The sequence below is a fragment of the Streptomyces endophyticus genome, from assembly GCF_035798155.1.
Classification (GTDB): domain Bacteria; phylum Actinomycetota; class Actinomycetes; order Streptomycetales; family Streptomycetaceae; genus Streptomyces; species Streptomyces endophyticus.
This window is the reverse complement of the sequence record NZ_JAOZYC010000184.1, coordinates 88,103-112,596: the sequence shown is the minus strand read 5'-3', so window position 1 is coordinate 112,596 and position 24,494 is coordinate 88,103. Positions and strand designations below refer to the sequence as shown.

The 24,494-nt window shown below is 69.9% G+C and carries 16 protein-coding genes and 2 pseudogenes; 10 read left to right on the top strand and 8 right to left on the bottom strand.

The annotated features are described in order from the left end of the window. Window positions 1-311 precede the first annotated feature (311 nt). Complete coding sequence (gene acnA, locus OKJ99_RS36865) at window positions 312-3,041, top strand: aconitate hydratase AcnA (protein WP_326022701.1); 2,730 nt, start codon at window positions 312-314, stop codon at window positions 3,039-3,041. Between the two features lie 73 nt (window positions 3,042-3,114). Here acnA and OKJ99_RS36860 read toward each other — a convergent pair whose 3' ends face one another. From OKJ99_RS36860 to OKJ99_RS36840, 5 genes are all read right to left on the bottom strand, one after another. After that, window positions 3,115-3,522 carry a PIN domain nuclease gene (locus tag OKJ99_RS36860; RefSeq protein WP_326022700.1) on the bottom strand — a complete coding sequence of 136 codons (408 nt, stop codon included), beginning with the start codon at window positions 3,520-3,522 and terminating at the stop codon, window positions 3,115-3,117. Then, window positions 3,519-3,737 (bottom strand): DUF2191 domain-containing protein, encoded by a 219-nt coding sequence (locus tag OKJ99_RS36855; RefSeq protein ID WP_326022699.1) that lies wholly within the window; start codon window positions 3,735-3,737, stop codon window positions 3,519-3,521. Before OKJ99_RS36855 ends, OKJ99_RS36860 begins: the two co-directional genes overlap by 4 nt. A 62-nt stretch (window positions 3,738-3,799) precedes the next feature. Next, window positions 3,800-4,837 (bottom strand): phosphotransferase, encoded by a 1,038-nt coding sequence (locus tag OKJ99_RS36850; RefSeq protein ID WP_326022698.1) that lies wholly within the window; start codon window positions 4,835-4,837, stop codon window positions 3,800-3,802. Further along, on the bottom strand, window positions 4,804-5,034 hold the full coding sequence (locus tag OKJ99_RS36845) for a DUF397 domain-containing protein (protein WP_326022697.1): 231 nt from the start codon (window positions 5,032-5,034) through the stop codon (window positions 4,804-4,806). The genes OKJ99_RS36850 and OKJ99_RS36845 overlap by 34 nt, the downstream gene beginning before the upstream one ends. Window positions 5,035-5,064: 30 nt before the next feature. Further along, window positions 5,065-5,373, bottom strand: a complete 309-nt coding sequence (locus OKJ99_RS36840; protein ID WP_326022696.1) for an ArsR/SmtB family transcription factor — start codon at window positions 5,371-5,373, stop codon at window positions 5,065-5,067. A gap of 106 nt (window positions 5,374-5,479) precedes the next feature. On the opposite strand from OKJ99_RS36840, the gene OKJ99_RS36835 reads away from it, so the two are divergent. The 4 genes from OKJ99_RS36835 to OKJ99_RS36820 all read left to right on the top strand — a co-directional run bounded on the left by OKJ99_RS36835 (window position 5,480) and on the right by OKJ99_RS36820 (window position 10,099). After that, a complete protein-coding gene (locus OKJ99_RS36835; RefSeq protein WP_326022694.1) occupies window positions 5,480-6,880 on the top strand; it encodes an MFS transporter in 1,401 nt (466 codons plus the stop codon). Window positions 6,881-6,975: 95 nt separating this feature from the next. Further along, window positions 6,976-8,022 carry an iron-siderophore ABC transporter substrate-binding protein gene (locus tag OKJ99_RS36830; RefSeq protein ID WP_326022693.1) on the top strand — a complete coding sequence of 349 codons (1,047 nt, stop codon included), beginning with the start codon at window positions 6,976-6,978 and terminating at the stop codon, window positions 8,020-8,022. Then, window positions 8,019-9,032: a FecCD family ABC transporter permease gene (locus OKJ99_RS36825; RefSeq protein ID WP_407700837.1), complete on the top strand. Its 1,014-nt coding sequence runs from the start codon at window positions 8,019-8,021 to the stop codon at window positions 9,030-9,032. Before OKJ99_RS36830 ends, OKJ99_RS36825 begins: the two co-directional genes overlap by 4 nt. Next, complete coding sequence (locus OKJ99_RS36820) at window positions 9,032-10,099, top strand: FecCD family ABC transporter permease (RefSeq protein WP_326022692.1); 1,068 nt, start codon at window positions 9,032-9,034, stop codon at window positions 10,097-10,099. Before OKJ99_RS36825 ends, OKJ99_RS36820 begins: the two co-directional genes overlap by 1 nt. Here the strand turns inward: OKJ99_RS36820 and OKJ99_RS36815 are convergent. Together OKJ99_RS36815 and OKJ99_RS36810 are read right to left on the bottom strand one after the other, a co-directional pair. Next, on the bottom strand, window positions 10,029-10,292 hold the full coding sequence (locus tag OKJ99_RS36815; protein WP_326022690.1) for a DUF397 domain-containing protein: 264 nt from the start codon (window positions 10,290-10,292) through the stop codon (window positions 10,029-10,031). The two genes, OKJ99_RS36820 and OKJ99_RS36815, sit on opposite strands and share 71 nt — an antisense overlap. Continuing rightward, a pseudogene (locus OKJ99_RS36810) lies at window positions 10,289-11,113 on the bottom strand (helix-turn-helix domain-containing protein). Before OKJ99_RS36810 ends, OKJ99_RS36815 begins: the two are co-directional and overlap by 4 nt. Window positions 11,114-11,171: 58 nt before the next feature. Between OKJ99_RS36810 and OKJ99_RS36805 the strand changes: the two are divergent. The 4 genes and pseudogenes from OKJ99_RS36805 to OKJ99_RS36790 all read left to right on the top strand — a co-directional run. Then, a pseudogene (locus OKJ99_RS36805) lies at window positions 11,172-11,597 on the top strand (ATP-binding protein); the annotation flags it as partial. A 76-nt stretch (window positions 11,598-11,673) separates the two neighbouring features. Continuing rightward, on the top strand, window positions 11,674-14,862 hold the full coding sequence (locus tag OKJ99_RS36800; protein ID WP_326022688.1) for an NACHT domain-containing protein: 3,189 nt from the start codon (window positions 11,674-11,676) through the stop codon (window positions 14,860-14,862). A gap of 105 nt (window positions 14,863-14,967) precedes the next feature. After that, window positions 14,968-17,127 carry an ATP-binding protein gene (locus tag OKJ99_RS36795; protein ID WP_326022687.1) on the top strand — a complete coding sequence of 720 codons (2,160 nt, stop codon included), beginning with the start codon at window positions 14,968-14,970 and terminating at the stop codon, window positions 17,125-17,127. Further along, a complete protein-coding gene (locus OKJ99_RS36790) occupies window positions 17,127-18,647 on the top strand; it encodes an ABC transporter substrate-binding protein (RefSeq protein WP_326022686.1) in 1,521 nt (506 codons plus the stop codon). The genes OKJ99_RS36795 and OKJ99_RS36790 overlap by 1 nt, the downstream gene beginning before the upstream one ends. Before the next feature lie 33 nt (window positions 18,648-18,680). On the opposite strand, the gene OKJ99_RS36785 is transcribed toward OKJ99_RS36790, so the two are convergent. After that, complete coding sequence (locus OKJ99_RS36785; RefSeq protein ID WP_407700836.1) at window positions 18,681-22,505, bottom strand: GH92 family glycosyl hydrolase; 3,825 nt, start codon at window positions 22,503-22,505, stop codon at window positions 18,681-18,683. Window positions 22,506-22,985: 480 nt separating this feature from the next. Between OKJ99_RS36785 and ngcE the strand changes: the two genes are divergently transcribed. Continuing rightward, window positions 22,986-24,443 (top strand): N-acetylglucosamine/diacetylchitobiose ABC transporter substrate-binding protein, encoded by a 1,458-nt coding sequence (ngcE, locus tag OKJ99_RS36780; RefSeq protein WP_326022683.1) that lies wholly within the window; start codon window positions 22,986-22,988, stop codon window positions 24,441-24,443. The last annotated feature ends 51 nt before the right edge of the window (window positions 24,444-24,494 follow it).

The window sequence follows — 24,494 nt, the reverse complement described above, 5'->3', positions numbered from 1 at the left end:
GGCAGGTTATCTCAGATATGAGATGTTGCATCTTGAGGGGTTCGCCGGGGCGACGAGTCGCCGAGGTTCGCGCCCCGTACGACGATGGAGGGGGCGGGCGGCGGGTACGCGCGCAGGTGTGGGCTCGGCGGCACCGCTTGATGGCACCACCGGGTGATGTATTAGAGTTATCTCGACATCGAGATATCTACCGAGGCGCACCACGGCCGCACGGTATCGAGGATCGAAGAGTAAGGCTTACCTAACTTAGCCTTACCTTAGCGGATCGTCGAGTCGGCGTGGCGGCAGGATGCGGTGGAACGCGCACATATATGAAGGAGACTGTCGTGTCGGCGAACAGCTTCGACGCCCGCAGCACGCTGCGCGTGGGCGACGAGTCGTACGAGATCTTCAAGCTGGACAAGGTTGAGGGCTCGGCCCGCCTTCCCTACAGCCTGAAGGTCCTTCTGGAGAACCTGCTCCGCACCGAGGACGGCGCGAACATCACCGCCGACCACATCCGTGCGCTCGGCAACTGGGACTCCCAGGCTCAGCCCGCGCAGGAGATCCAGTTCACGCCGGCCCGCGTGATCATGCAGGACTTCACCGGCGTCCCCTGCGTCGTGGACCTCGCCACGATGCGTGAGGCCGTGAAGGCCCTCGGCGGCGACCCGGCGAAGATCAACCCGCTGTCCCCGGCCGAGATGGTCATCGACCACTCCGTGATCGCCGACAAGTTCGGCACGAACGACGCGTTCAAGCAGAACGTGGACCTGGAGTACGGCCGCAACAAGGAGCGCTACCAGTTCCTGCGCTGGGGCCAGACCGCGTTCGACGACTTCAAGGTCGTCCCCCCGGGCACCGGCATCGTCCACCAGGTCAACATCGAGAAGCTGGCCCGTACGGTCATGGTCCGTAACGGCCAGGCCTACCCCGACACCCTGGTCGGCACGGACTCGCACACCACGATGGTCAACGGCCTGGGCGTCCTGGGCTGGGGCGTCGGCGGCATCGAGGCCGAGGCCGCGATGCTCGGCCAGCCGGTCTCCATGCTGATCCCGCGCGTCGTCGGCTTCAAGCTGACCGGTGAGCTGCCGGCCGGCACGACCGCCACCGACCTGGTCCTCACGATCACCGAGATGCTGCGCAAGCACGGCGTCGTCGGCAAGTTCGTCGAGTTCTACGGCGAGGGTGTGGCCGCCACGTCGCTGGCCAACCGCGCCACCATCGGCAACATGTCGCCGGAGTTCGGCTCCACCGCCGCGATCTTCCCGATCGACGACGAGACGCTGAACTACCTGCGTCTGACCGGCCGTGACGCCCAGCAGGTCGCGCTCGTCGAGGCGTACGCCAAGGAGCAGGGCCTCTGGCTGGACCCGGCCGCCGAGCCCGACTTCTCCGAGAAGCTGGAGCTCGACCTCTCCACGGTCGTCCCCTCCATCGCCGGCCCGAAGCGCCCGCAGGACCGCATCGTCCTCGCGAACGCCGCGCAGCAGTTCTCGCAGGACGTGCGCAACTACGTCGCCGACGACTCCGAGGCCGGCAAGGAGTCCTTCCCGGCCTCCGACGCCCCGGCCGTCTCCAACGGCGTCCCGTCGAACCCGGTCACCGTGACCGCCCCCGACGGCTCGACGTACGAGCTCGACCACGGCGCCGTCACCGTCGCCGCGATCACCTCCTGCACCAACACCTCGAACCCCTACGTGATGGTGGCCGCGGCCCTCGTCGCGAAGAAGGCCGTCGAGAAGGGCCTGACCCGCAAGCCGTGGGTCAAGACCACGCTCGCCCCGGGCTCGAAGGTCGTCACCGACTACTTCGACAAGGCGGGTCTGACCCCGTACCTCGACAAGGTCGGCTTCAACCTCGTCGGCTACGGCTGCACCACCTGCATCGGCAACTCGGGCCCGCTGCCCGACGAGGTCTCGAAGGCCGTCAACGACCACGACCTGGCCGTGACGTCCGTCCTCTCCGGTAACCGGAACTTCGAGGGCCGCATCAACCCCGACGTCAAGATGAACTACCTGGCGTCCCCGCCGCTGGTCGTCGCGTACGCCCTCGCCGGTTCGATGAAGGTCAACATCACGAAGGACGCCCTCGGCGTCGACCAGGACGGCAAGCCCGTCTTCCTGGCCGACATCTGGCCGACGGAGGCCGAGGTCAACGACGTCGTCGCCAACTCCATCGGTGAGGACATGTTCAACAAGTCCTACCAGGACGTCTTCGCGGGCGACGCCCAGTGGCAGGCGCTCTCGATCCCGACCGGCGACACCTTCGAGTGGGACGCCGAGTCGACCTACGTCCGTAAGCCCCCGTACTTCGAGGGCATGACGATGGAGACCACGCCGGTCCAGGACATCGCGGACGCCCGCGTCCTGGCCAAGCTCGGCGACTCGGTCACCACCGACCACATCTCCCCGGCCGGTGCGATCAAGGCCGACACCCCGGCCGGCAAGTACCTGTCGGAGCACGGCGTCGAGCGTCGTGACTTCAACTCGTACGGCTCGCGTCGCGGCAACCACGAGATCATGATCCGTGGCACGTTCGCCAACATCCGCCTGCGCAACCAGATCGCGCCGGGCACCGAGGGCGGCTACACCCGCGACTTCACCCAGGCCGACGGCCCGGTGTCGTTCATCTACGACGCGTCGCAGAACTACCAGGCGCAGGGCACCCCGCTCGTCATCCTGGGCGGCAAGGAGTACGGCTCCGGTTCGTCCCGCGACTGGGCCGCCAAGGGCACCGCGCTGCTCGGCGTCAAGGCCGTCATCACCGAGTCGTACGAGCGCATCCACCGCTCGAACCTCATCGGCATGGGCGTCCTGCCGCTGCAGTTCCCGGAGGGCCAGTCGGCCGACTCGCTCGGCCTGACCGGCGAGGAGTCCTTCTCGATCTCCGGCGTGACCGAGCTCAACAACGGCACGACCCCGGCCACGGTCAAGGTCACGACCGACTCCGGCGTGGAGTTCGACGCGGTCGTCCGCATCGACACCCCCGGTGAGGCGGACTACTACCGCAACGGCGGCATCCTTCAGTACGTGCTGCGCAGCCTGATCAGCGAGTAAGCAGGCAGGCCAAGGCAGTTGAGGGCCGCATTCCCGTCCTGGTGGCGGGGGTGCGGCCCTTGTCCGTGCGTGCTCAGACGGTGGTTTGCACGCGGATCATGGAGATGTCGGGACACACCTTCGCGATGGCTCCGAAGTCGTCGTCGACGTGCACCAGAGTCAGTCCGTGCTGCTGCGCGGTCAGTGCGATGAGGATGTCGATCGGTGAGGGGCCCCGGTGGTGGCCGATGCGCACCAGGTCGCGCTGGACCGCGATGACGCGCGGCCACGGGTCGTCGAGGACGGGGACCCAGCCGAAGGTCTGCCCGAGCATCGTGAAGAACGGTTCGTAGTGCCGGTCCGAGCGCAGGCCCGGCATGAGCTCTGATTCAACGGGAGGGCAGATGGCGACCAGGCCGCGTGCGACGCGGCCTGGCCAGGGGTCGCCGAGCTGCCCGCGCAACAGGCGCCAAACGGCGGAGGTGTCCGCGAGGTAGGTCACAACCCGGACGCCTCCCGCTCCTCCAGGACGTCGAAGTCGAGGTAGTCCTCCGCGTTCTCCTGCAGCCATCGCAAGGCGCGGGCCCGGTCGTCAGCACTGATGGACGCCGCTATCGCCAGCGCGCGGTTGATGGTGTCCCGCTTGGTGGCCGTCCCCAGTTGCCGCTGTGCGGCAGTGAGCATCTCGTCGTTGACATCCACCAGGGTCTTGCTCATGGGAACCTCCAGGGTGATATATCGAGTCACCCAGTATATACGCCGTGCCCTCCTGGCGGATGTCAGGATCCGTGCGGTCGCTCCCACGGCAGTGGCCGGAGCTTCGGCCAGCGCGTCAGCATGCTCGTGCGCAGGTCCACGGCGAGGCGGCCGAGGGCCGGGAGCTCGCCGCTCCGGTCGGCGACGACGCCCAGCCGGTGCGTGAGGCGCTGCCGGGCCGTCGCGGTGCCCCACTCCCAGTCGGCGTCCGGGACGCGGGCCAGGTGGTCGACGGTGCCGCGCTCGGCCCGCGGCACCAGCGCGTCGCCGCGCAGCATCCACCCGGCGCAGGCGTCCGTGACGTCGCCCCGGACCTCGGTGCCGGTGGCCTCGCGCCACGCCGCCCGGTACGCGGCCTCCGCCTCGGCCAGTTGTTCCGGGGCCGGGGACGTGGAGCACCAGCAGGTCGGGAAGCCGATGCGGAGGTAGGCGAGTTCGACGAGGCCGTCACCGAGGGAGGCCTGCTCGAAGTCGATGAACCGTACGCCGTCGGCGGTGTGCAGATCGTTGCCCGGGCAGGGGTCGCCGTGCAGCAGCGCCCGGTTGGTGGTCCGCGCCAGGCGGGCCACCAGACCCTCCAACTCCGCTCCTACGCCCGGTGGTTCGGGCACACCGAGCGCGGCGGCGAGCCGGAGGAGCGCCTCGATGTCGTCCCCGGTCGGCCCCGACCAGACCGGCAGAGCGCGGGTCTCGGTGTCGGCGGCGGTGTGCCCCGCCGCGTGGAGCCGTGCGAGCGCTGCCGCGTAGTCGACCCGCCAGTCCGGTCCTGGGTGCCGGTGCTCCACGTACTCCAGGACCAGCACGCGTTCATCGGGGTCGGTGTCGAGGAGGCGGGGGACCACGGGTGGGTTCACGGTGGCGGCGAGCCGCAGGGACGTCACCTCGCGGGCGTACCGGTCGGCGGCCTCCGGCGCGTCGACCAGTTGCTTGACCATCACCGGGGTGCCGTGGAGCTCGGCGCGCCAGAGCCGGGACCGGGGGCCCTCCAGTTCCCGGACCCGCCGGACCGAGTCAAGCCCGAACGGCTTCAGCCCCGACCGCCACGGACGAACGCGCTCCACGCCTCCGGCGTGACGGTGAAGTGCGGGCCGCCGTCGGCGTTCTTGGAGTCGCGGACGTGGACGGCGGTGGGGTGGGTGGCGACCTCTACGCAGGCGCCGTGGTTGAAGTCGCTGTGGCTCGACTTCCGCCAGTCGTAGGCGACTTCGAGGCAGGCGCCACCTTCGCTACCGCTATAGCTCGACTTGAACCAGTGCATGCGGCCCTCAACTTCCTTTCCGGTCTGCGCTCAGTCCGCGGCGATCAGGTCAAGCAGTCCCGGGAACCGCTCGTCCAACTCCCCCCGCCGCAGTATCGCCGTGCGGCTGTTGCCATGGTCGATCATGCGGATCAGGCCTGCCTCGCGCATCACTTTGAAGTGGTGTGAGGTCGTGGACTTCGAGACGGGGAGTTCGAAGTACGCGCAGGTGCGTTCGGCGTCCGCCGGCTCCCTCAGAAACTGGGCGATCACGCCGAACCGGAGGGGGTCGGCGAGTGCGTGCAGGACCGTGCGCAGGTCCATCTCGGCCGGTGTGGGGTGGCCGTCGTCGTCCGGCATGGGGTGTCGCCCTTCGCTCAGGTTCTACTTGCATCGTACCTTCCCCTCGTGCGAAGGTAAGGTTCGATCAATTCCGAACCTCAACCTCCGTCGGGGGCGCTCGCGCATGTCCGCAACAACCGCCGAACAGCTCAAGCCTGTTGAGGAGGCGCGGGGTCGCCGTGGCCCGACCCTCGCCGCCGTCCTCCTCGCCGTCTTCGTCGTCCCCATGTCGATCTCCGGCACGGCCGTGGCCCTGCCCGCCATCGGCGCGGATCTGGGCGCCTCCGACACCGCGCTCCAGTGGGTCGTGAACGCCTTCAACGTCGCCTTCGCCTGCTGCACCCTCGTCTGGGGCTCCGTCGCCGACGTCGTGGGGCGGGTGCGGGTCTTCGCCGCGGGCGCCGCGCTCTTCGCCGTGGCCTCCGCCGTCAGCGCCCTCGCGCCGGGGGCCCTGGTTCTCGACGTGGCCCGCGCCCTCGCCGGCGTCGGCGGTGCCGCGATCTTCTCGGCCGGTGCCGCGATCCTCTCCACCGCGTACGAAGGTCCCGCCCGCGCCCGCGCGTTCGCGCTCTTCGGGACCGTCGCGGGCGTCGGCATCTCGCTCGGCCCGACCCTCGCCGGGCAGCTCGTCGCCACTGCCGGCTGGCGCTGGGTGTTCGCCCTGCACGCCGCCGCACTGGCCGTGGCGCTGCTCGCCGTACCCCTGATCGCACGTTCCGTCCCGACGTCCGTACGCGGATCAGCGCGGGTCGACGTCGTCGGCGGCCTGCTCTTCGTCGCGACGATGGTGCTGCTGACCACCGGCATCGTGCAGGCCTCGCAGTGGGGCTGGGGGAGCGCGGGAGTGCTGGCCCTGTTCGTGGCGGCCGTCGTCGCGCTGTGCGTCTTCGTCGGCGTCGAGCGGCGTAGCGCCCACCCCGTGCTCGATCTCGGCCTGTTGCGCGAGCGCCGCTTCGTGGGCCTGGCGCTGGTGCCGGTGGCGGCCTCGTTCGGCTTCGTCACGATGCTCACGTACCTGCCGAGCTACCTCACCGCGGTCACCGGGCGCGACGGCTCCGCGGCCGGGTGGCTGATGCTGCTGCTGACCGTGCCGGTGCTCGTCTCGCCGGTGCTTGCGGCGAAGCTGGTCGAACGGGGCGTCAGCGCAACGGTGTTGATCCTCGTGAGCCTCGGGTGTCTGGTCGTCGGCGACCTCGGCCTGTTGCTCTTCTCGCCGCACGTGTCCGTGGCCGTTGTCGCCCTGCCGATGATCGTCACCGGCGCCGGTATGGGTCTCTCCGCCGGGCTCGTCGACGGCCAGGCCCTCGCGCTCGTCGCCCCGGAGCGGGCCGGGATGGCCGCCGGGTTCGTGAACACGTTGCGGCTGGGCGGCGAGGCGGTGGCGGTGGCCGCGTACGGGTCGGTGGTGGCGACGCTGACCCGCTCGGGCACGTACGACAGCGCCTTCCACGTGGTGCTCGGCGGGCTCGTCGTGGTGGGTCTGCTGCTGGGGGGCGGAGTGGCTGTACTGCTGCGCCGCAGGTGAGCGGGGAGGGGGGGCATGAGCCACAGGAACGTATGGATAAGGTGAGCCTTACCTAATTAATCCGGGCCCGTCGGTCCGTCTCCGAGGGGATTCCTGTGCGTGCGTGGAGCGTGAAGGCCGTCGTCGGCCTCGCCGTCATCGGCAGTCTGCTGACCGGATGCGCCTCCGGGGGCGACGGTGACGGCAAGAGCGCGGCCGAGGGCAAGCGCAACAAGGTCGCCGGATCCGCGCAGGGTCCGGCCGCCGCGCCCGCCTCCCTCACCGACGGCATGGGCAGCAAGGCCGCCGACGGCGCCTTCCCGCGCACCGTCAAGCACTACGAGGGCACCACGAAGATCGCCGCGCGGCCGCAGCGGATCGCCACCATCAGCACCGGCCAGCTCGACGACCTGCTCACCCTGGGAACCGTCCCCGTCGCCGCCACCCGCGCAGACAACGCCGGACTCGTGCCCGACTACCTCCGCGACGCCTACCCCAAGGACCGCGCGGAGCTGGCGAAGATGGCCGACATCGGCACCCGCGCCGCCCCCAACCTGGAGAGCATCGAGGCCGCCGAGCCCGACCTCATCCTCGTCAACCAGTCCCTCGCCGACCTCTACCCGAAGCTGTCCAGGATCGCCCCGACCGTCGTCACCAAGGGGCAGGGCGTCAACTGGAAGCGGGACTTCCTCATGGTCGGCGCCGCCGTGGGCAAGCAGCAGGCCGCGCAGACGGCCATCGACGGCATCGCCGCCGACGCGAAGGCGAAGGGCGACGTGCGCGGCGCCGCCGATACCACCGTGTCCATGCTGCGCTTCACGCCCGGCCGCACCCGGATGTTCGGCGTCTCCTCCTTCACCGGTTCGATCGCCGTCGACATGGGCGTAGGACGGCCCAAGTCCCAGCAGTTCAAGGCCATTTCGCAGGACATCAGCGCCGAACGCGTCGACCTCGCCGACGGTGACCGGATCTTCTACTCGGTGCAGGGCGACGCCAAGAAGACCGACGCGGGCAGCGTGCTGGCCGGGCCGCTGTGGAAGTCGATGAAGGCGGTCAAGGCCGGGCACGCCATCAAGGTCGACGACGATCCCTGGTACCTGAACGCGGGCCCCACCGCCGCCCGCCTCGTCATAAAGCAGCTCGCGAACGCCCTCGGCGAGTGAGCAACTCACGGGCGGCCCAGGTGGGTTGGGCGGGCGCCGCGCTCGGGGCCGCGCTGGCGCTCACCCTGCTCGCCGTCGCCCTCAGCCTCGCCGTCGGCACCCGGCAGGTACCGCTCGCCACCGCCGTCGACGCCGTCCTCGGGCACGCCGAAAGCCCGGACGCCCTCGTCGTCCGCTCCCTGCGCGTGCCGCGCACCGCCGTCGGCCTGGTGGCGGGCGCCGCGCTCGGCCTGTCCGGCGCCGCCCTCCAGGCCGTCACCCGCAACCCCCTCGCCGACCCCGGCATCCTCGGCCTGAGCCAGGGCGCCGCCGCCGGTGTCGTCCTCGCCACCGCGACCGGTCTCGCGAGCGGGTTCACGGGATACATCTGGTACGCGTTCGGGGGCGCCGTCGTCGCCGCGTGCGCGGTGTACGTGATCGCGGCGCGCGGCCGGGGCGGCGCCTCGCCGGTGAAGCTGGCCCTCGCGGGGACGGCGTTCTCGGCGATGGTCGCGGGCCTCAACACCGTTGTCCTGACGTCGAGTTCGGCCACGCTCGACCAGTACCGGTTCTGGCAGGCGGGCTCCCTCGCGGGCCGCGACGCCGGAACCGTCGTCCGCATGCTGCCGTTCCTCGCGGCGGGCGTGCTGCTCGTGCTCGGCTGCGCGCGCGGCCTCGACGCCCTCGCCCTCGGTGACGACACGGCACGCTCCCTCGGGCATCGCGTGCACACGGTGCGGGTCTGCGCGGCGCTCGGCGCGACCCTGCTCACGGCGGCCGCGGTCGCCGCCGCGGGCCCGATCGCGTTCATCGGCCTCGCGGTACCGCACCTCGCCCGCCGCCTGATCCGCGCGGGCCACCGGGCGACGCTGCCGCTGTCGGCACTCCTGGGCGCTGCCCTGCTGCTGGCCGCGGATGTACTGGGCCGGATCGTACGGCCACCGGGGGAGGTGCCGGCGGGGGTGATGACCGCGCTGGTCGGGGTGCCGGTTCTGGTGGTTCTCGTACGGCGCCGGGGGGTGGCGGCGTAGTGGCCGGGACGGGGCGTGCGGCTGGGCCGCGGGCCGGCGTGACGGTGCTGCGCAGCGGGGGCAACTCGCTGCTTCTGCACCGGCGTTCGGCCGGAGTGGCCTGTGCGCTGACCGTGCTGCTCGGCGTCGTCATGGTGCTCGCGGCCTGCGCCGGGCAGGCGTGGGTCGCACCCGCCGACGTCCTCCACGAACTGACCTCAGGACCCGGACCGCACGCCCTCGTCGTCTCCGAGCTGCGCGTGCCCCGGATCGCTCTCGGCGCCCTGGTCGGCGCCGCGCTCGGCGCGTCCGGCGCCCTCGTGCAGACCGTCACCCGCAACCCACTCGCGAGCCCCGACGTCCTCGGCGTCGGCCACGGCGCCGCGGCCGCCACGGTCGCTCTGCTGGCCACAGGCGTCGCGGTGGCGCCCGCGGCGCTGCCGCTCGTCGCGGTGGCCGGAGGCCTGGGTGCGGCTGCCGTTGTGTACGCGGCGGCCTGGCGCCGCAGCGGAATGCATCCAACTCGCTTTGTGCTGACGGGGGTCGGGATCGGGCTCGCCCTGTCCGCGCTCGTGCAGCTCTACCTCACCGACAGTGAACTGGACGCCGCGGAGCAGCTCAAGCTGTGGCTCGCGGGCAGCCTCAACGGGCGCGGCCTGGACCAGGCCGTCCCGCTCGCCTGCCTGCTCCTCCTCGCGGTGCCGACCCTGCCATGGGCGGCCCGCGCGCAACGCGTCCTCGGCCTCGACGACGACACCGCGACCGCCCTCGGCGCGCCGGTCGGCCGTCTGCGTATCGGCCTGACCCTCCTCGGTGTGACCCTCGCCGCGAGCGCCACCGGGGCGGCGGGGCCCATCGGCTTCGTCGCCCTCACCGCGCCCCAGTTGGCCCGGCGCCTCACCTGTACGCCTCAACTGCCGTTGATCTGTTCGGCGTTGACCGGCGCGGTCACCGTGGTCGCGGCGGACCTGGCCGCGCGCGTCCTGATCCCACCGCTGGAAATCCCGGTGGGCGCGCTCACCGCGCTCGTCGGCGGTCCGTATCTGCTGTGGCTACTGGGACGAAGGCGCCCCAGGCCTCCGGCGTGACCGTGAAGTGGGGGCCGTCGGGGTTCTTGGAGTCGCGGATGTGGACGGCGGTGGGGTGCGTGGCGACCTCGACGCAGGCGCCACCTTCGCTGCCGCTGTAGCTCGACTTCCGCCAGTCGTAGGCGACTTCGAGGCACTGGCCGCCTTCGCTGCCGCTGTAGCTCGACTTGAACCAGTTCAGTGCGGTGCTCATCGTTCTCCTAGCAGCCGGTCCAGTAGGCCCATGGACTGCTCGGGCGTGAGGGCCTGTGATCGCAGCATCGCATACTTGCGTGCCAGCGAAGACAGCTGGTCGGGGTCGGAAACCCACTGGCTACCGCGCTGGGATTCCGTGTAAGCGAGGTGCTGGTGCGAGGGGGTTTCCAAGAGGGTGAAGGCCCCGTCGAGGCCCGCGTGGGTAGGGGAGTCCAGCGGCAAGAACTGGAGCGCCAGCCCCGGAAGTTCCGCACACACCCGCAAGTGCCGGAGCTGCTCCGCACGCACCAGCGGGTCGAGATACGCCAGCTTGAGCGCCGCCTCCCAGACGACGAAGCTCAGCGTCGGCGGGCACTTCCGGTGCAGCACCTCTTGTCGCTGCACACGCGCGGCCGTCTTGGTCTCGATCTCGTCCTCGTCGTACGCCGGGACGCGGTTGCGCAGCACCGTGCGGGCGCAGTCCTCGGTCTGGAGGATGCCGGGCACGGTCACGACGTCGTACCAGGACAGCGCGATGGCCTCGCGCTCGTGCGCCATGTACGACTCCGCCCACTACGGAAACTGGTCCACCTCCGGCATCGCTGCCACCGCCGTGACCAACGCCCCCTTGGTTTCCAGGAGTTGGTCCATCGACGCCGCCAGCTTCGGCACCAGCGGGCGTCGCGCCTGCTCGATCGCCGCGATCGTCGACTCGGCCACTATCAGCCGCTCCGCGAGCGCCGCCTGTGTGTAGCCGGCGGCCTTCCGGAAGAGGGCGACGAGGTCGGCGACCAGCCTCATCGCCGAGGGATTCTTCGGCGGATGTTGCGCAGGGCTCATGACGGGCATCTCCCCGCCCCCGTTCCTTCTTGACCCCACCCGAACCCCGACAAAAAATCTGTCGGGGTTGATTCACTGTCGCCAGTCAATCACTCTCCGCAACATTCCACTCGTGAACCAGGAACCCCGCGAGCGCTTCTACCGCCGCGAACGTCAATCCGTCCCCGCCGCCCGGGAGTTCACCCGTGCCGCGCTGGCCGACTGGGGCGTGGACGACGACCGCGCTCACGACATCGCGCTCTGCGTCAGTGAACTCGCCACCAACGCCCTCCTCCACGGCGTCCCGCCCGGCCGCGGCTACCTCCTGCGCCTCCTGCCCCACGCGGACGCGCTCCGCGTCGAGGTGCACGACAGTGGCAACGGCGTGCCGCGTGTGGTGCGGCCGGACGAGGGTGGGCGGGGGCTGCTCCTGGTGGCGGCGGTAGCCGACGCGTGGGGCGTGGGGGAGCGGGACCCCGGCAAGGTGGTGTGGTGTGAGTTCGGGCATCTGGTGCCCCGCCCTCGTACACGTAAAGTAGAAGACACGTGGGCGATGGGGGTGAGCGGTGGAACTGGGCGCAATGGGGCTGAAGCTCGCGTCCTCGGTGGTGGTGCCGCTGCTGAAGCGGTTCGTGCTGCCTCCGGCGAAGGTGGCGGGCGCCGAGTTCCCCGGTGAAAAGCCCATCCGCGTACGGGCGTTGCTGTCCTTTGTCGGCGATCATCCGGCTCTCAGCCGTGACGACATGCACCGGCTGTCCAGGGAGCTGGTGCGCCGCGCGGTGCGGGCCGCGCCGTCGCACGAGGCCAGGCTGCCCGACGACGAGCACGACGCGGTGGGCCAGGCCCTGACCCGTACGCTCTTCGCGCTCGGTCAACTCGACATGAACGATGTCGACCTGGTGGTGCTCGGGCCCGAGGAGCTGGCCGCCACGCTGTCCAACGCGGCGGAGCGGGACATCAAGGGGCTGCTCACCGCGGACGCGGCCCGCTTCCACGACGCGCTGCTCGTCACCGCCTGCGTGCACCTCGTGCGGTTCTTCACCGAGCGGCCCGGCTTCGAGGCCCGCGCCCAGCTGTCGAACTTCCGCCAACTCCGCGAACAGAAGGAGCTGTTGGAGCGCGTGCTGCGGACCGTCTCCGGTGAGGACCACCAGGCCGCCGACATCCGGTTCGAGGAGAGCTACGCGGACTATGTCGTCGGGCGGCACGGTCAGCTCACCATCTACGGCGTCGACCTGCGCGACCCGGCCGGGCCCGAATGGCCGCTCGACGACGCCTACTTGAGCCCCACCGCCGTACCGCTGGCGGCCGCGGAGGACGAGGGCGGCGACTACGAGACCGTGCCCGAGGAGAGCGTCGAGACGGCGCTCGCCGGGCACGGCAAGGTCCTCCTGCACGGCCTCGCCGGCACCGGCAAGACGACGCTCGTGCAGTGGCTCGCCCTGACCACCGCACGCCAGGAGTCCGTGCCCGTCGCGCTGCCGCAGCTGATCGGGCGGGTCCCGTTCGTGCTGCCGCTGCGCACCCTCACCCGCCAGGGCGCCGAACTCCCGCTGCCCGAGGAGTTCCTGGAGTGGATGCGCTGCGGGCTCAGCGGCAGTGAACCCGACGGCTGGGTCGTCCGCGTCCTGCGCAACGGCCGCGGGGTGCTGCTCGTCGACGGCCTCGACGAGATCCCCAAGGCCGACCGGCGCCGCGCCCGCCAATGGCTGCGCGACCTCGTGCAGCAGTTCCCGGGCAACCTCTGGCTGTGCACCACCCGGCCCTCCGCGCTCGAACCGGGCTGGCTGCGCAGCGAGGGCTTCCACGAACTGAGCCTCAACCCGCTCAGCCCCGCCGACCTGCGCCGCTTCATCGCGCGCTGGCACATCGCGGCCGGGGCGCGCGAGGGGCTCGCCGAGGAGCTCGTCGAATCCCTGCGCTCCAACCCCGAGCTGAGCCGCCTCGCCACCAACCCCCTGATGTGCAGCCTGATCTGCGCCCTGCACCGCGAACGCCGGGGCTTTCTGCCGCACGGCCGGGCCTCTCTCTACAAGGCCGCCCTGTCGATGCTCCTTGAGCGGCGCGACGTGGAGCGGGACCTGTACGGGCGGGGCGACGACCGGCCCCGGCTCGACGAGGAGTCCGCGACCGAGCCGCTCAAACGGCTCGCGTACCGGCTGATCCGCAACGACGACAGCCAGATGGAACGCGACGACGCCATCCATGAGCTGCGCAGACTTGAGCCGCAGGTGCCGAGCCTGGAGCGGCTCGGCGGGCCCGAGCACGCGCTGGAATACCTGCTGGAGCGCTCCGGGCTGCTCCGCGAGCCGGCGCCCGGCGCCGTGGACTTCATTCATCGTACGTTTCAGGACTACCTGGGTGCCAAGGCTGTTCTTGAGGACCGTGACTTCGGCATGCTGGTGAAACACGCTCACATGGACCAGTGGGAGGACGTGGTGCAGATGGCTGTCGCGCAAGCCGATCACAATGGGCGGGCCGACCTGCTGATGCGCCTCAGCGACCGCGGAAAGCGCGAGAAGGACGTGACCGTCCAGGCCAGGATCCGCCTCCTGGCCCTCGCCTCCCTCGAACAGGCCACGCGGCTCGAACCCGCCGTGCGCCAGACCATCGAGGCCGAGGCCGCGAGCATGCTCCCGCCGCGCAGCCTGCGCCAGGCCCGCGTCCTCGCCCGCACGGGGCCGCTGCTCCTCGGGCTGCTCCCGAGGGCCGACGAACTCGACGGGGACGCCGAGCTTGCGACCGCGCACGCCATCTGCCAGATCGGCGGCGACGCGGCCATCCCGCGCCTGCGCGAGTTCCTCACCACCTCGCAGTCCACCGTGCGCGCCCAGCTCCTCGGCCACTGGGACCGCTTCGACACCGAGACGTACGCCCGCGAGATCATCGCCCCGCTCCTCGAAGCGGCGCCCGGCGAGCCCGTCACCGTCCGCTCACGGGCCGAACTCGACGCCCTGTCCCGGCTGCCCGGCTGCGAGCGCGTCGGCATCCACGGCGACTTCGACCCCGACGCCGTCCGCGCCGCCCTGTCCTCGGAGCACCTGCGCGAGCTGCGGCTGCGCGGCGCGCTGCGGATCGACGACCTCTCCCTCCTCCACGACTTCCAGCACCTGGAGAGCCTCACCCTCCAGGGCTGCCGCAACGTCAAGGACCCGGAACCGCTCACCGGCCTCCCCCAGCTGCGCAGTCTCACCCTGGAGAACGTGCCGCAGTTCGAGCCGTTGGAGCAGCTCGACCAGTGCGCGCGGCTCGAAGCCCTGCACATCGGCGCGGGCGTCCCGTGGCGCGGCGTGGCCGAACTGCCCAGGCCAGGACGGCTCAAGACACTGTCGCTTCCGCCGGGGACCTCCGACCTCGCCGACATCACCCGCTGCGTCGCGCTGGAGGAGCTGCGCCTCCAGGACGCGAGCAGCCGACTGCTCCCCGACGGCTGGGGCGGACTCCTCGGCCACCTGCCCGAGCTGCGCACGCTCTGCCTCTCGGCCGAACAGCTCAGCACCCTCCTCTTCAACCCGGCCAGCCAGATCCCGCAGCTGACCAAGCTCTACGTCTACGCCCAGCAGGGCACCCCGCTGCAACTGCGGCGCATGTCCCGCCGACTGCAAGGTCTTGAGGAGTTGCATGTGACGCAGGGCGGCGACATCGACCTCTCGCCGCTGAAGGGGATCGCGTCGCTGCGCAAGGTCCGGATCGCCTACCCGGGCGGCGTCGTCCAGGGCGTCGAGGAGCTGCCCGAGGGCGCCGAGCTGGAGATTTATCCGCAACCGTGAGGGGGTCGGAAGCCTGCGGTCCATCTGGTAAGAGATCGGCGTCACAGGTAAGTTCTAGGGTTCACGCAGAAGTTGACGATCCCTAGGGAAGCAGGACAGCCGAAGATGGCCAGGCCCAAGGCGCCCTTTCTGTACGGGCGTGAACCCCTGGTGGGATCGCTCGTCCCCTCGCTCACCGGGTTGGCGTTCCATGAACGTGCCCGCGCGAAGCGGGAGTTCGGGTCCGACGTGCCCGTCGTGCTGCTCACCGGGGAGCACGGCACCGGACGCAGCGCCCTCCTCGACACCCTCGCCCGCGGCTACCGGGGCCGCCTCCCGCTCGCCCATGTGCGCGCCGTCGTACCGGGGTCCCCTGTCGCGACCGGCCTCGCCGAGGAGGTCCCCGAGGGCAGCGTGCCGCCGCAGCACGCCGCGTCGCCCGCCGAGATCCTGGAGCGCCTCGTCTGCGCGCTCACCCCCACGTACGGCACCTTCCGGACGCTGATGCCCGCCCTGTTCGCCGTGTCCGGCTGGCACCTGGGGCAGACGGACGAGCGCGACGAGGTCTGCCGCCGGCACGCCCGGATGCTCATGGTGAGCGGTCTGGCCCGCGGTACCGAGCGCGAGGTCGCCCGCGACTGGGCCACCCAGGTCGAGACCTCGCTCAGCGAGGCGGCCGCCCGTAACGGCGACCCAGACGACCCGGACGGGACGCAGCCCGTCACCGCCGCCGTGCTGCGCCAGCTCGGCGCCAGGATCCCCCTCGACCCCGCCCGCGCCTGGTTCCGCAAGCGGCACACCACGCCCGACGGCACCATCGCCGAGGAGGACCCGCTGTGGCTGCTGTCCCGCCGCTTCCACCGCGGCGGCGACTATCTCCACGCCGCGGAACAGGCCCTGACCGCCGCCTTCCTGGAAGAGCTGGCCCACTCGCACGGCCTGGTGCGCCGCCTCAACCGTGAGCCCTGGCCGCTGATCCTCCTCGACGAGGCACACACCCCCGCGGGCTCCCGCTTCCTCGAACTCCTCCTGGAGCAGCGGGCCCTGGGGCAGCGCAAGTACGACGACCGGACCGTCGTCGTCGCCACCCGGCTCGGCGACCTGCCGCGGGAGGACGCGCCGCACGCCGTACGCCGGGAGCTCGTCGACCTGCTGCCGCCCGGCGGCGTCAGACGCCCGGGACACGCCGCCACCCTGTGGAAGCGGACAGGACATGAGCCGTCCGAAGGCCTCCTCGTCCTCCCGCTCACCCCGCTGACCAGGGACGACATCCTCTCCATGCTCGACCGGGCGTCCTCGCGCCTGCTCCACCCGCACCTCGCCTCCGCACTGCACGCACTCACCGGAGGCCACCCCTCGGCCAGCACCGTCCTGGCCGACGCCGCCGTCGAGACCGCCAAGCAGAACCGCTCGGTCGTCCCGCGCGACCTGCTCGACCTGCGCGTCGAGGGCGGCCGCGCCGTCACCGAGGTGCTGCTGCGGGACCTGCTGCCCGACCGCAGGCAGCGCGACCGCCTCGTCAAGCTCTGCCTCGCCAGGGACTCCAAGGCGGCCGAGGCGCTCGCCCGGGACCTCGGCCTGGTCGGGCCCGAGCAACTGCCCGCCACGGCCGCCGCGCAGTACCTCGTCGAGCGGAAGTGGCAGGAACTCCCGGTCGCCGACGGGCCGCTGGTCACCAGCGGGCTGCTGCGCACGCTCCTCGTCCACGAGGCGCGGCGCACCCTGCCGCCGGGCGACGAACCGCACAGCTGGCGCTCCGTGCACGCCTTCCTCCACCTCCACCACGTCCAGCGCGCCGAGACCGAGGAGGCCGACGCCCTGCGCCACAACCTCGCCGCCGGAAACCCGCAGCAGGTCGTCGCGATGCTCGCCGACGAGTTCGACGCGGAAGAGGCCGAACAGAGCGTCGAGCACTGGCTGCTGTGCCTCAAGCGCTGCGCCGGCGCGCCCGTGCCGCCCACCGACGAGGCCTGGCGCGACCAGCGCGTCGAGATCGCCGACGGCGAGCACGCGGCCCGCTACGCACGCCTCGACCCCTCGGGGCGCAGCATCAACCGACTGCTGCACGCCCTGTGGTACCTCTCCGAGCCGTACGCCGACGCCGCACTCGACCCGGACGCCGACCGGATGTGCAAGGCGGTGGGGGAGGAGCTGGGCTTTCTCGCGCGCCGCCATCCCACCTGGTACGCGGCCCTCGGCCAGGCGGCCCGCGACTGGCCGACGGCCGCCCGCAAGAGGCAGGAACTGCCCGTCCCCGCAAGCGCCAACTCCGTGGAGGCAGGCTGATGTTCGGCAGCAGGATCAGGGAGTGGGGGCCGCTGGACTGGTGCGTCGCGGCGGTCGTCGTGCTCGCGCTCGTGGCGGGCGGGATCTACGGCGGCTCCAAGCTGCTGCGCAAGTGCGACAACGGGCTGAGCGACATCGACGGCCAGTGCATCGGCGTGACCACACAGTCCTTCGAGGCGGACGACGACATCGGCTCGCTCCTCGACGCCATCGCCGACGAGAACGACCAGGTCGCGTCGGAGAGCGGCACTCCGTACGTCCGTGTCGCCCTGATGATGTCCTTCACCTCGGGGGACAAGAGCGCGATGACCGGCGACATGATCCGCCGCGCGCTCGCGGGCTCCCTCGCCGCGCTCAAGGAGGCGAACGCCGGAGCGGGCGGCCCGCAGGTCCAGCTGATGCTCGCGCCGATCGGCAGCCAGCTCGACCAATGGCGGCCGGTGGTCAAGAAGTTGGACACCCTGGCCGCCGACGGGAAGCACCCGCTCGTCGGCGTCACGGGCATCCCCAGCAGCCAGACGGACACCAAGCAGGCCCTCGAAGAACTGAGCACACGCAAGATCCCCACGGTGGGGCCGGTGATCAACGCCTCGTCGATGAACTTCCCGTACTTCTTCAAGACCTCGCCGGACGACAAGGAGTTCGCGAACGCCCTGCGGAACTACCTCCGCACCTACCCGCAGGGCAAGAAGAAGGGGCTGCTGCTGCTCGACCGGCACACGGGCGACGTGTACTCGGCGGACCTGACGAACACCCTCAAGGACCGCTTCGGCAAGGACTACGGCCTCACCACCAGCTCGTCCCTCTTCACCGGTTCCTCCGGCAGCGACGAGGGCGAGCCGGGCCTCTTCGTCGACGCGGTCGGCAAGATCTGCCGCGAGCGCACGGACACGGTCTTCTTCGCGGGCCGCGACCAGGACCTCCCGGGCTTCATCGACGCCCTCTCCGACGAGGGAAGCTGCAACCACGGCGGCCCCCTGCGCATCCTGAAGACCGGCATCGGCCTCGAACCCACCCTCACCAAGCCGGAGGTGAAGCGGGACCTGAAGAAGGCGAAGGCCACGATCGTCGACGCCGCCTCCTTCGACCCGGGCTGGGAGAAGGCGGGCTCCGCGGACCGCCCCGCCGGCGTCGACGACTTCCTCGACCGCTTCGACGAGCTCAGGACCGCGCACACGCTCGGCGAGAAGCCCCTGGCCGACGGCTACGCGGCCTCGTACTACGACGGCCTGAGGCTGCTCACCGAGGCCATGAAGCGCACCTTCGCCGAGATGAACAAGAGCGGGAAAACCGAGCAACTGCCCACGAGGCAGGAGCTGTACACGATGCTGTCGCAGCCCACCGTGAACAGCTCGGGCATGCTCCAGGGGGCGACCGGAACGTACGGCTTCGCGGGCCAGGACACCCACAACAGATGGTCGGTGTGCAAGCCGGTGCCGGTCGTGGAGTTCCCCGCACCACGTCACGACCGGAAGCTGTCGCTGTACCGGACCTACGACAACGGAGACTGCCCCGGGTGACGCGCCGCGCGCGGCACGCCACCCGGGAACGGGTCACGACAGCAGCTCCACCTCCGCCACCGTCGCCGCTCCACCGGTGAACACCAGCCGGTAGTGCTTGTGCGCCGCCGGGGACGGCACGGAGAACGCCCGTGTCTGCTTGTCCCAGGCGAAGGACTCGCCGGAGCGTGTGTCGACGGCCTTCCAGTCCTTGGCGTCGTCGGAAGCCTCAAGGCGCCAGCCCTTCGGCGCCTTCGCCTTGTCCTCCGACGTCAGCGTGTACTGGACCGCCTTCGCTCCGTCCGCCCCGACCGGCAGCTCCACCGACTCCGAACTCGCGGACGTCGCCGAGGAGTTGTCGAAGAGCGGGCCCGAGCCCTTGATGGCGTCGGAGCGCGGCGCGGGCACCTTGTCGTCGTTCGTGATCGACGTCGGCGCCGCGTCCTTGCCCGTGCCCCACTTCGACGGCTTGTCGCCCATCGCGAACTCGATGACGCCACCCTTGGCGATCGCCGAGTGCGGCAGCGACGTCTTGTTCCACGCCTTGCCGTTGACCTTCACGCCCTGCACGTAGATGTTCTTCGCGCTGTTCTTCGGCGCCTTGACGACGAGGTCCTTGCCGCCGTCCAGGTGCAGCGTCATCTTCGTGAACTGCGGGGAGCCGATGGCGTATTCACCACTGCCCATGACCAGCGGGTAGAAGCCCAGCGAGGAGAACAGGTACCAGGCCGACTGCTCGCCGTTGTCCTCGTCGCCGTGGTAGCCCTGCCCGATCTCGCTGCCGGTGTAGAGCCGCGACATGACCTCGCGGACCTTCTCCTGCGTCTTCCACGGCTGACCCGCCGCGTCGTACATGTACGTGACGTGGTGCGCGACCTGGTTCGAGTGGCCGTACATGCCCATGCGCACGTCACGCGCCTCGGTCATCTCGTGGATGACACCGCCGTACGAGCCGGCGACGTCCTTGGAGCCGGTCTCCGGAGTGTCGAAGTACGTGTCGAGCTTCTTGGCGAGGCCGCCCCGGCCGCCGTACAGATTGGCGAGGCCGCGGCTGTCCTGGACGGCGGTGAAGGCGTAGCCCCAGGCGTTGGTCTCCGTGTAGTCGTAGCCCCAGATCGCCGGGTCGAAGTCCGCGGACTTCACGCGCCAGTTGCCGTCCTTGTCCTTGCCCTGGAAGAAGCCGGGGCTCGAACTCCCGCCTGCCGCCTTGTCGTCGAACATGTTGACGTAGTCACGGGCGCGGTTCAGGAAGTAGTCGGACTCCTCCTTGTAATGCTTCTCGCCGGTCTTCTTGTAGAGCTTCCGGCCCATCTCCGCGATGCCGTAGTCGTTGAGATAGCCCTCAAGCGCCCACGACATGCCCTCGTGCGTGTCCGAGGACGTGTAGCCGAGGAAGGGCGACGTCTCCATGCCCTTGCGGCCGACGCCCGACGAGGGCGCGACGACGGTCGCGTTCTTCACGGCCGCCTTGTACGCCGACTCGACGTCGAAGTCGTCGACGCCCTTCACGTACGCGTCGGCGAACGCCACGTCGGAGGAGGTGCCGGTCATCAGGTCCGCGTAGCCCGGCGAGGACCAGCGCGAGGTCCAGCCGCCGTCCCGGTACTGCTGCACGAACCCGTCGACCAGCTCACCCGCCTTCTTCGGCGTCAGCAGCGAGTAGGCGGGCCAGGTCGTGCGATACGTGTCCCAGAAGCCGTTGTTCACATACGGCTTGCCCTCGACGATCTTCGCGCCGGTGTGGGTGGGGGTGTCGGGACCCGGCATCGGTGAGAAGGGAGAGGCGTACTTGTACGTCGCCTTGCTGGAAGTACCCCCCGAACGGACCTTCTCGAAGCCGGAGTTGGGGTACAGGTACAGCCGGTACAGCGACGAGTAGAGAGCGGTGCGCTGATCGTCCGTCGCGCCCTCGACCTCCACCTTCTTCATCAGCGTGTCCCACTGGGCACGCGCCGCGTCCCGTACGTCGCTGAAGGAGCGGTTCGCCGGAAGCTCCTGCGCGAGGTTGTCCTTGGCCTGGTCGATGCCGATCAGGGACGTCGCGAGGCGCAGCGTGACCGTGCGGTCCTTGCCCGCGTCGAACGTGAAGTGGCCCTTCACGCCCGCCGAGTCGGCGTCCTTCACCGGCTTGTCGAAGACCCCGTAGACGAACAGCCGCGTGGCGCCCGCCGACAGACCGGACTTCACGTCCGAGTAGCCGGTGACGACCCCGTTCTCCTTGTCGAGCGTGAGGCCGCCCTGGTCGGAGACGTTGTCGAAGACCACGCTCGCGTCGTCGTCGGGGTAGCTGAAGCGGAGCGCCGCCGCGTGATCGGTCGGCGTCATCTCCGCCTTCACGCCGTTCTGGAACTTCACGCCGTAGTACGAGGGCGTCGCCGTCTCGTCGTCGTGCTTGAACGGCAGCGCGCGGCCCGAGCGCGACGTGTCCAGCGCCTCGCCCGTCTTCGCCGACGGCATCACCTGGAACGTCTGCCGGTCGCCCATCCACGGACTCGGCTCATGGCTCGCCGCGAACGCCTCAAGGGTGGGCAGGTTGTCCGCGTTGTTGTCGCGCGCGTAGTCGTACAGCCAGCTCAGCGAGCCCGCGTTGGTGACCGGCGTCCAGAAGTTGAAGCCGTGCGGGACGGCCGTCGCCGGGAAGGTGTTGCCGCGCGAGAAGTTGCCGGTGGAGTTCGTGCCGCGGGTCGTCGACGCGTAGTCGCTCAAGTGCGCCTTCTTCGGCGCCTGTTGAGCCTTGGCGATGCTGATGTCGTCGAGCCAGCCGCGGAACTTCGTCTGCCCCTTGGGGGAGTCGTACGCGACGAGGACCCGGTCGACCGTCTTGCCGGCCGCGACGGACCCGATGCCGGACTTCACGGCGTTCCACTGGTTCACGTACAGCCGCTTGGCCGCGCCCTGTCCCTGCGGGGTCAGCGCTCCGCCGTGGGAGTCGAGGGCCTTGAGGTCGCTGAGGTACGTGCCGTCGGTGAAGGCGAGGTCGACGGAGACGTTCGTGGCGTCGTAGTCGCGGTCGCCGTCCGCCATCGACGGGAAGATCTTGTACGCCAGTTCGGTGTCCCTGGCCACCGCCACGTCGACGTCGAAGACCTTGTTGTACGAGTAGGCGCGGCCTTCGCCCTTGTGCGTGCCCGCGTAGCGCAGCGCGCGCGTGCCGGTGAAGCCGACGCCCGCCTTGGCGGTCGGCGAGGCCGTGGGGCCGCGGTCCACGAGCGAGAGCATGTCCTCGGGGGCCGGGGTGGAGTCGTCGCCGGTCGACAGCTGAAGGTCGGCGAGCTGCGTCGCGTCGCTCGCGCCGTTGTTCTTCGTGAACTCGATACGGAAGTGGGAGTACTCCGCCGGGGTCTGGATGTCGTACGACTTCAGCTGCTGGCGCTTGTCGAACGTCTCGCCCGAGCGGGAGTCGAGTGTCGTCCACTCCTTGCCGTCCGTCGAACCCTTCAGGGTCCAGTCCTTCGGGTCGCGCTCGTCGTGGTCGTTGGCCGAAGTGAGCGCGTACTTGGAGATCTTGACCGGTTCGTCGAGGTCGTACTCGACCCAGGCGGTCGGCGTGAACGCCAGCCACTTGGTCGTCGGCTCACCGTCGACGAGGTTCTCCTTGGTCTCACCGCCGCCCGTGTTCTCGTCACTGGCCCGGACGTCGGTGACATGGCCGTTCACATTGCCCGGCATGCCACTGCTGTACGCGCCGTCCACGCCGCTCGCCCGCTTGCCGCCGTCGGCGTCGGTGTCGACGGTGTTCAGCCAGTCGGGGGCGGGCTGAGCGGCCTCGAAGGAGGAGCGGAACTCCGGCTTTCCCTCGGCGGCGTGGGCGGCGGTGTCGGGGCCGAGGCCCTGGCCCGCCGCCGTGAGCACCAGTGCGGCCGCGCCGAGCGCGGCCACGGTCCCGAGTCTGTGTCTGGACTTGAGCTGTCTGGATCTGCCTCGCATAAAGGCGCACCCTCCGGCTACTGGACAACGTTGTCAGTTGCTGAGCAAGGTCCAGTAGGGGCGCAAGTGGGCATTGGTGTCAAGGGTGTTGGGCCCTGTGTCGCCCCTGCCGCTCATGGAATTCGGCGCATCGGAGCAAGCGGTTCGAGTGGTTCCGCTACACCCTTTGTAGACAAGGCAGTTGGAAAGCTCGGTTCGTCGCTGGTGCGACGTATTTCCGGGAGGTCTCAACTCGGAAAAGACCGATGCCCAAACCTGCATTCGATCTTGCCCCCCTCACAGTGAGTGGACTATACCTGTCGCCACCGCCCCGGCATGTTCGAGATCCGGGCGGGCACCACCCAGCTCCACCTGCGTTACGCAGCACATCACCGCGGTGCCGGGGAGGATCCGGTTCACCGCCTGAGTCCTGGAGAAGGCGAGGACTTGAGCATGGGATCCACTTCCGAGCAGAACACGCAGAACATCAACGGTGGCGTGGGCCGCCGCAGCCTGATCAAGCGTTCCGCGGCACTCGGCCTGCTGTCCGTTCCGGCCATGGGCATGCTCTCCGCGTGTGCCAGCGGCAGCGACGACTCGGACAAGAAGTCCAAGGGCGGCAAGAAGTCCGCCAAGAACCCGCTGGGCATCAACGAGAGCGCCGCGCTCTCCGTGGTCATCTTCGACGGTGGATTTGGCACGCAGTACGCCAAGGACGCCAACAAGATGTACGAGCAGGCGCACCCGAAGGCGAAGGTCAACTTCCACTCGACGCAGAAGATCCAGTCGGAACTTCAGCCGAAATTCAACGGTGGCACCCCGCCGGACCTGATCGACAACTCCGGTGCCGAGCAGATGGACATGGGCGTGCTCTTCTCGAAGAAGCAGCTCGCCGACCTCACGCCGCTGCTCGACGCCCCGTCCGTCGACGACGCGAGCAAGAAGTTCCGCGACACCCTGCGCCCCGGTGTCGTCGAGATGGGCCAGTTCGAGGGCAAGCAGTGCGTCGTGATGTACATGGCGTACACCGTGTACGGCGTCTGGTACTCGAAGAAGGCGCTCGACGGGCTCGACGCGGAGTACCCGCAGACCTGGGACGACATGCTCGCCGTCTGCGAGAAGGCGAAGAAGAAGGGCATGGCCGGCTGGACGTACGCCGGTAAGTACCCGTACTACCTGCCGTTCTCGCTCTACCCGTTCATCGCGAAGATCGGTGGCCGCGAGGTCCTCGACAAGATCGACAACCTGGAGCCGGGCGCCTGGAAGGACCCGGCCGTCAAGGCCGCCTTCGAGGCCTACTACGAGCTCTACAAGAAGGGCTACATCCTCAAGGGCACGCCCGGCATCGACCACATCCAGTCGCAGACCGCGTGGGCCAAGGGCAAGGCGCTGTTCCTTCCGAACGGCTCCTGGGTGGAGAACGAGTCGGCGAGCGTCATCCCCAAGGACTTCGAGCTCACCGTCAGCGCGCCGTCCGGCCTCGACAAGAGCGACAAGATGCCGTTCGGCACCATCTGGGCGGCCGGCTCCGAGCCGTACATCGTCCCGGCGAACGCGAAGAACCCCGAGGGCGGCATGGAGCAGCTGCGCATCATGCTCAGCGAGAAGTCCTCGCAGAACACCACGAAGCTGGTGAAGTCGCTGACCGCGTTCAACGGCGGCACCGACGGCATCAAGCTGACGTCCGGCACGGAGTCGGCCAACGCCGCGCTCGAACTGGCCAAGGACAACGTGGTCAACCCGCGCCTTCAGGACTGGTACGCCAAGCTCCAGAAGGAGCAGATCGGCGTCGCCTGTCTGGGCGAGATGATGGCGGGCCGCATGACCCCGGCCGAGGCCATCAAGAAGATCCAGGCCTTCGCGGACGCGACGGCCAAGGATTCGTCCATCAAGCACTACAAGCACCAGTAGCAGCAGGGCACATGAGCACGCGTCACCAGCGGCGGCGCCCGCCTACCGATC